Origin of the sequence: Microseira sp. BLCC-F43 (assembly GCF_041929235.1) — a bacterium.
Lineage (GTDB): Bacteria > Cyanobacteriota > Cyanobacteriia > Cyanobacteriales > Aerosakkonemataceae > Microseira.
Genome location: NZ_JBHFNP010000243.1, coordinates 40987 through 47408 on the forward strand (window position 1 = coordinate 40987; position 6422 = coordinate 47408).

General features: G+C 48.8%; 5 protein-coding genes. 1 reads left to right on the top strand and 4 read right to left on the bottom strand.

Going from position 1 to position 6422, the window contains the following annotated elements:
- Nucleotides 1-107 precede the first annotated feature (107 nt).
- The 4 genes from ACE1CM_RS33005 to ACE1CM_RS33020 form a co-directional block, all read right to left on the bottom strand.
- Entirely contained in the window at nucleotides 108-2258 is a 2151-nt protein-coding gene (locus tag ACE1CM_RS33005) for a PhoX family phosphatase (protein WP_374883110.1), read from the bottom strand.
- Between the two features lie 197 nt (nucleotides 2259-2455).
- Nucleotides 2456-3118, bottom strand: a complete 663-nt coding sequence (gene phoU, locus ACE1CM_RS33010; protein ID WP_374883111.1) for a phosphate signaling complex protein PhoU — start codon at nucleotides 3116-3118, stop codon at nucleotides 2456-2458.
- A 135-nt stretch (nucleotides 3119-3253) separates the two neighbouring features.
- On the bottom strand, nucleotides 3254-4570 hold the full coding sequence (locus tag ACE1CM_RS33015; protein WP_374883112.1) for a sensor histidine kinase: 1317 nt from the start codon (nucleotides 4568-4570) through the stop codon (nucleotides 3254-3256).
- A 62-nt stretch (nucleotides 4571-4632) separates the two neighbouring features.
- On the bottom strand, nucleotides 4633-5403 hold the full coding sequence (locus tag ACE1CM_RS33020) for a winged helix-turn-helix domain-containing protein (protein ID WP_374883113.1): 771 nt from the start codon (nucleotides 5401-5403) through the stop codon (nucleotides 4633-4635).
- A 113-nt stretch (nucleotides 5404-5516) separates the two neighbouring features.
- Here ACE1CM_RS33020 and ACE1CM_RS33025 point away from each other — a divergent pair, with 113 nt between their 5' ends.
- The gene (locus tag ACE1CM_RS33025; protein WP_374883114.1) at nucleotides 5517-6272 is read left to right on the top strand and encodes a creatininase family protein; all 756 of its coding nucleotides are present in this window, start codon (nucleotides 5517-5519) and stop codon (nucleotides 6270-6272) included.
- Nucleotides 6273-6422 lie beyond the last annotated feature (150 nt).

Here is a 6422-nt window from a genome sequence, read left to right on the forward strand (position 1 = left end):
TGGCGTTCCCAGGCACAGCCGTGGTCACGAGGGTAATTGTCAGGACTACGCTGCCAAATCATCCAATTACCAATTACCAATTACCAATTACCAATTACCCACTCAAATTAGATAATTGGTTGAGCGTTTGTACGGCGAATGGCAACAACGGCGGGTTTTGGTGGGTCGTTGGGCTTTTTGCTCGGCCAGTTGGAACCAAGGGGGACGCTGCGAGTTTGTTTGAAGGTTTGACCGTCGGTGGTTTTCATTTCAAATTCGCGAGTTTCTACCGCAGCATTTTGACGAATTCCATACACTTCGCCTGGGTGTTGAATTGATAGAAATAAGGTTTGTTGGTCTTGGGTAAAAAATGGCCCTGTGGTTTCGCACTCCATGGGACCAATGCCGAATAAGTAAGCATTCCCGGCATTAGACCCAGAAGTAGGAATAAACCAAATAGAATTGTTGCCAAAACAGCCTACTCCTTGTTTATCTTTGGGATTGTTTTGTTTGGTTGTGGACATGTCGTTGACCATCCACAGGTTGCCTTTTTGGTCGAATACGAGGTTATCTGGATTGGAAAAACCAGCGCCTCCTTGGGCGGGGTCGCCTCCCATTGCCAGCATTTTCCATTTGAAGGTTAAGGCAGCAGGTTCGTTGTTATCTTCAATTAAGTGCATTATCCAGCCGTATTCCCAGGGTCTTTCCCCTTTTGGCCCCTTAAAGATGCGCTTGTCGGGGCCACCCTCGCCCCCCGCTGAGCCTGATGTAAACGTAATGTAAAGGCTACCATCCGGGGCAATTTCGGTGTCTTCCGGACGCGCGGTGCTGGTTGCTCCGGCTGCATTCCCGGCATAATGGGCATCGATCAGAATCGCGCCTTGTTTTTCTTGGGGGTTCCCGGCGTACAGGTCGCCCAAGGTTTTGAATTTTTGTTTAAAACTATTGACTTCTGCCGCTTTTTCTGATTTAAATATCCCCCCTTCGGGACGCTTGGGCAGGGGGAGTAAATTGCCTTCCAGGTTACCCGGATCGGTGGGATTAACGGGGGTGTCGGGTTTGAGGGGTATCCAGCGCCCGGTGCCATCTGGTTTAAATTCAGCGACATAGAGCATCCCGTCCCGCAGGAGGCGGGAGTTGGCTTTGTCTTGGGGGTTGGCGACGTTGGCTTTGCTGACGAATTTATACAAGTGTCCGCCTCGGCGATCGCAGCCGGAATAAAACGCCAGCGGTTTGCCCGCGACGACTCTAACTCCGACTGCTTCGTGTCTGTATCTTCCCAGCCAGGTATGTTTCGTGCCGTAATCGTTGGGGTTGGCTGGGTCTATTTCCACAATCCAGCCATATTTGTTACCTGCTAATCCCAGTACGTTTCCCTGACCGGATATTTCTTCATCGTCGATGCTGAAGGGGCGTTCTTTGGGGTCAAACGAGGTACCATCGGCGTAGACGGGTTCGGCAACCTGAGTTTGGAAGTTTTCTTCCCCACTCAGTACAGTTCCCCAAGGGGTGGTACCGCCTGCACAGTTGGCAAAAGTGCCGATAATGCGATCGCCCAATTTATCGATATACCCCTGTCCCTGGGTTTTGCGAAACACTGCCGCCCCTGGTCCAGTTGCTTTGAGATACCGATTATCTCCTAAACCCGAAATCCCGCTGATGCGCCGGTCTGCTTTAGAATTGGTTCGTACCCACTTGCCATCAGCATCGCGACGAATGGAAATGACTCCCATTCCCTGATCTAATAGCGCTTCAGTGCAAAGAAGGCGAATTTTTGCTTTGAGTGCCTCTTCTTCTTTAGGCAAGCCAAAGGCATTAATTCCCGCCTTTCCAGCTTTTTTAACCGCCGCCTGGACTTCCGCAAACGGCAGAGATTTACCCGTCACCTGCTGGTAAGTTTGCATCCAGGGAATGGCACTGATGTATTCAAAATTAATCGTTAGATAACCTTCATCTTTTCCCGTTTCGATGAAGGATAAATAATCGTTATTGTAGCCAAAGCGAGAATCCCCGATTTTATCGCCCCAAGCGGCAACGATATCGTAGGTGTAGCCTTCTGGCAGCACCAAGTCATCGATTACCTCGTAGGTACTGTATTCCCGTATTTGTTGCGCGGGGGGAATTTCATAAATATCTAAAGGCATTGCGCCTTTAACTGGCTGGAAGCTTAAACCCTTGCCAATGAATAAATTTTTCCTAGTTGCGAGAAAAGTGCCAGCAGCTACTGTAGCGGCACCGACTCCCAAAAATAGCAGTAATTCTCGACGTTTTAGCTTCATATCGGTATGACCATTCCGAAACTAGGCTAGTTTAGCCTAAGTTAAGAGCTACTATCGCCTACTCGATATTACTGCTGCAAGTTTAGGAGCAAGTTAAGGTTTTGGTAATCTAAAGGTTAAGGGGATTGGGTAATTGGTAATTGGTAATTGGTAATTGGTAATGGGCGATATGCCAAGGGCTAGCTGCGCGAACGCACTTACCCTCGATGTCCGGTAACGATATAAGCAACGCGCTGACCGATATTGGTAGCATGGTCAGCCATGCGTTCCAGGTAACGAATGATCAATCCCAACAACAGAATTGGTTCGACTACCCCTTTGATATCGCGCTGTCCGGCGAGGTGCTGGTAAAGTGTTTCGTAGGCGGTGTCTACGGTGTCATCCTCCTGCTTCAGCTGCCGTCCGGCTACCTCATCTAAATCGGCCAAAGCGACCAAGCTCATTGCTAACATGGCTTGGGCCTGATGGGACATGACCGCTATTTCGGGCAGGTAAGGCGATGGGGGATAAGGAAAGAGTTTAATGGCAATTTCGGCTAAATCTTTGGCATAATCCCCAATGCGCTCTAAATCTCGCACCAGTTGCATGTAGGCGCTCAATAGCCGCATATCCTTAGCAACGGGTGCTTGTAGCGTCATCAGGGTGGCGCAGTCTAATTCGATTTGGCGATATAACTGGTCGATCTGTTTGTCGAGTACGGGAATCGTTTGTGCCGCAGTCAGGTTGCGGTCAAACAAAGACTGGTGACTGAGGCGAAACGACTGTTCGACCAAAGCTCCCATCCGCAACACATCCCGTTCTAAGCGCCTCAGTCGTCGCTCAAATTGGATGCGTTCGGGATATGGTTGGGAAGAGTTCACCTGAGTTTGCGGGAAAACCATGAGACTGCGGTACGGGTTAATTTTAAGTTGTCAGCTGACGAGGGCGAGTTTATAACAATTGTTAATTATTGCCATAAATGGTTCGTCAAACCCGCCCCTAGCGATCGCCGACTATTAGCAATAAGGTAATTCTATTTTCAGCAAAGCGCCACCTGTATTGGGATGGTTACTAGCTGTAACAGAACCGCCATGAGCCAGAACGATTTGCCTAACGATCGCCAGACCCAAGCCACTACCAGTTTTAGTAGCAATACTAGCGTCGTCTTTGCTGCCGTGCATCCTCTCTTTCATACCATCTGAGGACTGTCTTGTCCGGGATGGGTCACCTCGGAAAAGTCGCTCAAAAACATGGGGTAAATCTGTTTCTGGAAATCCAGGGCCAGAATCTATTATGTTAATTTGCACTCGCCCAAAAAGATCATCTATCTTAGGGAGGAGATTTATTTCGGTACGAATGATTCCTTGGTTGGGACTGTACTTAATGCTGTTATCGAGGATGTTGAGGAAAACCCGATACAGGCGCGACTCATCGGCTTCGATCCAGACAGCATCGGGGCCAGAATAGTCTAAACCCAGTTGTTTGGAACGGGCAAGGGGTTCGAGAGTCTGCCAGACGGAATAAATTAAAGACTTGAGTTCTAAGCTTTTGCGGTTGAGTTTGCTGCTGGGATCGATTTCGAGTTGACTGAGTTCTAGCCAATCTTGTACGAGGTTAATCAGGCGGTTGATTTCCGGTAGCATCCGCTGGACTAAACGGAGTAAAGGTGGATTTAAACGGGTTTCTAAAGTTTCTGCTACTAAACGAATCGAAGTTAAGGGGGTTCTGAGTTCGTGAGCGAGATCGGAAAAAGAGCGATCGCGTGCTGCTGAAAGTTCCACCAACGCTTGTCGGTTTTCCAAAAAAACGCCGACTCGCCCATCCGGTAAAGGAAAACTCGACGCTCGTAAAGCGATCGATGCGCTCCTGCCAATGGCTTCGGCATCCCGGTATGATGGGTGGAATGCCCACTCTTGTGTCTGGGGTTGCTGCTGCTGACGGGTTTGCTCGATCAGCTGGTCGATTTCGTAAGATCTGACTAACTCCAATAGCAGGCGAACTTGTCCCGGTTCCCAGCGGTGAAGGTGCAAAAGTTGCTGCGCTTGCTCGTTGCACCAAAGCAGCTGGTTTTCTTCATCTACCACGAGATAACCCAGCGGTACTGCTTGGAGAATTTGCTTCCAGGAAATTATTTCGGTTTCTAAGTCTTGCTGTTGGCGGTTAGCGAGGGAAATCCCATAACGCAGGCGAGAAATGGGGGGTAAAGAGATGTTAGAGGCACCCGCAGGAAGCGATCGCAGCAATTGCCCTACCTGCTTGTAAAACCAAGCTCGCCAATACAGCCAAATCCCAATCCCTATGGCTAGCCCCAAAAAAAATGCCAAGATGGTCATGCTAATTGCAATTTTGCTAATAGCTAATTGTAAAAATGCCAATAGCCATTAGCCATCAGCCATTAGCCAAACCTGTAACCAAACCCTCGAATCGTCACGATATATTCTGGGTGAGAAGGGTCGCGCTCGATTTTCTCACGCATCCAGCGAATGTGGACATCTACGGTTTTGCTATCCCCGACAAAATCCGATCCCCAAATTTGATCGAGAAGTTGATCCCGCGTCCACACTCGACGGGGATAACTCATAAATAATTCCAACAGGCGGAATTCTTTAGGCGCTAAACTGACTTCCTCGCCTCGAACCAGGGCGCGACATTCTAGGGGATAGAGGGTAATTTCTTTATACTGCAATACTTGTGGCTGGGGTGGGGAGGCAGCTTTGTTGCTTTCTAACAAGCGTTGGCGGCGCAGCAAGGCGCGGGTGCGGGCAATTAATTCCCTCATGCTGAAGGGTTTGGTGAGATAGTCATCAGCACCGACTTCCAAGCCCAATACCCGGTCTGTTTCGCTGCCTTTGGCGCTTAAAATCAAAATTGGGATTGGATTGCCTTGATGGCGCAGCAAGCGGCAGATGTCTAAGCCGTTGATTTGGGGCAGCATCAAGTCCAAAATCAACAAATCAAAGGGATATTGTCCCGCGCTCGGTTCGGGTTCGTGTAAAAAGGATAAAGCCGCTTGTCCGTCGTTAACGGCGACGACTTCGTAACCTTCCTCCTCCAGCGCCATCACCAGCATTTCCCGGATGAGTTCTTCATCCTCTACCACGAGAATACGGCTAGCAATCCCAATTTCTGCTTTGGGAGGTTTTTGGGGTGATTCCAGGGAAAACATGATGGCTCGCTATGTATCTATCGCCACCAACAAGATAACTCGACGATGGCCCAAAAATAACCGTGCTGGAGATTAGTCGCGTTAAAATTCCATGAAAGTTATGGGAACTCGATATGCTGTTACATTTGTGTACCTGGCCTGAAGTCGAAGCCTATCTCAATCGGTCTAGGGGTATTATTCTCCCGATTGGTTCGACTGAGCAACACGGCCCGACAGGATTAATTGGTACCGATGCGATTTGTGCCGAAGCGATCGCCAAGGGTGTCGGCGAAGCCATCAATGCGATCGTCTGCCCCACAATCAACGTCGGCATGGCACTGCACCACACTGCTTTTCCCGGCACGATTAGCCTGCGCCCCACCACCCTAATTCAACTGATTCGAGATTATATCACCTGTTTGGCTAAAGCGGGATTTATTAAATTTTTCTTTATAAACGGTCACGGCGGCAACATAGCCACCCTCAAGGCGGCTTTTGCAGAAACATACGCTCATTTGGCAGATTTAAATATAGCCAATGCCTCCCAAGTGCAGTGCCAAGTGGGCAACTGGTTTATGTGCGGATCTGTATACAAATTAGCGAAAGAATTATACGGCAACCAAGAAGGCTCCCACGCCACTCCCAGCGAAGTTGCTCTCACCCAATACCTGTATCCGGAAGCGATCAAACAAGCACCACTTGCCGATCCAGTATCCGCTGAGCATAAAATATATGGAGCAGCTGACTTCCGCCGTCGCTATCCTGATGGGCGTATGGGTTCAAATCCAGCCTTAGCAACGCCGGAACATGGAAAGCAATTTTACGAGTTGGCGGTAAAGGAATTGAGCAACGCCTATCTGGAATTTCTCAATGCTGATGCTAAATCTTAGTAAATCAATGGGCAAACTTAAATAGTTCAATCCAATCTATCTCCTCTGGGAGAGGGGAAAAATGTATCATGTCTGGAAAGGAAAGGATAGTAACGCAAGTTGCTAGTGAATAGTTGTGACATTGGTAATTGGTAATTGGTAATTGGTAAT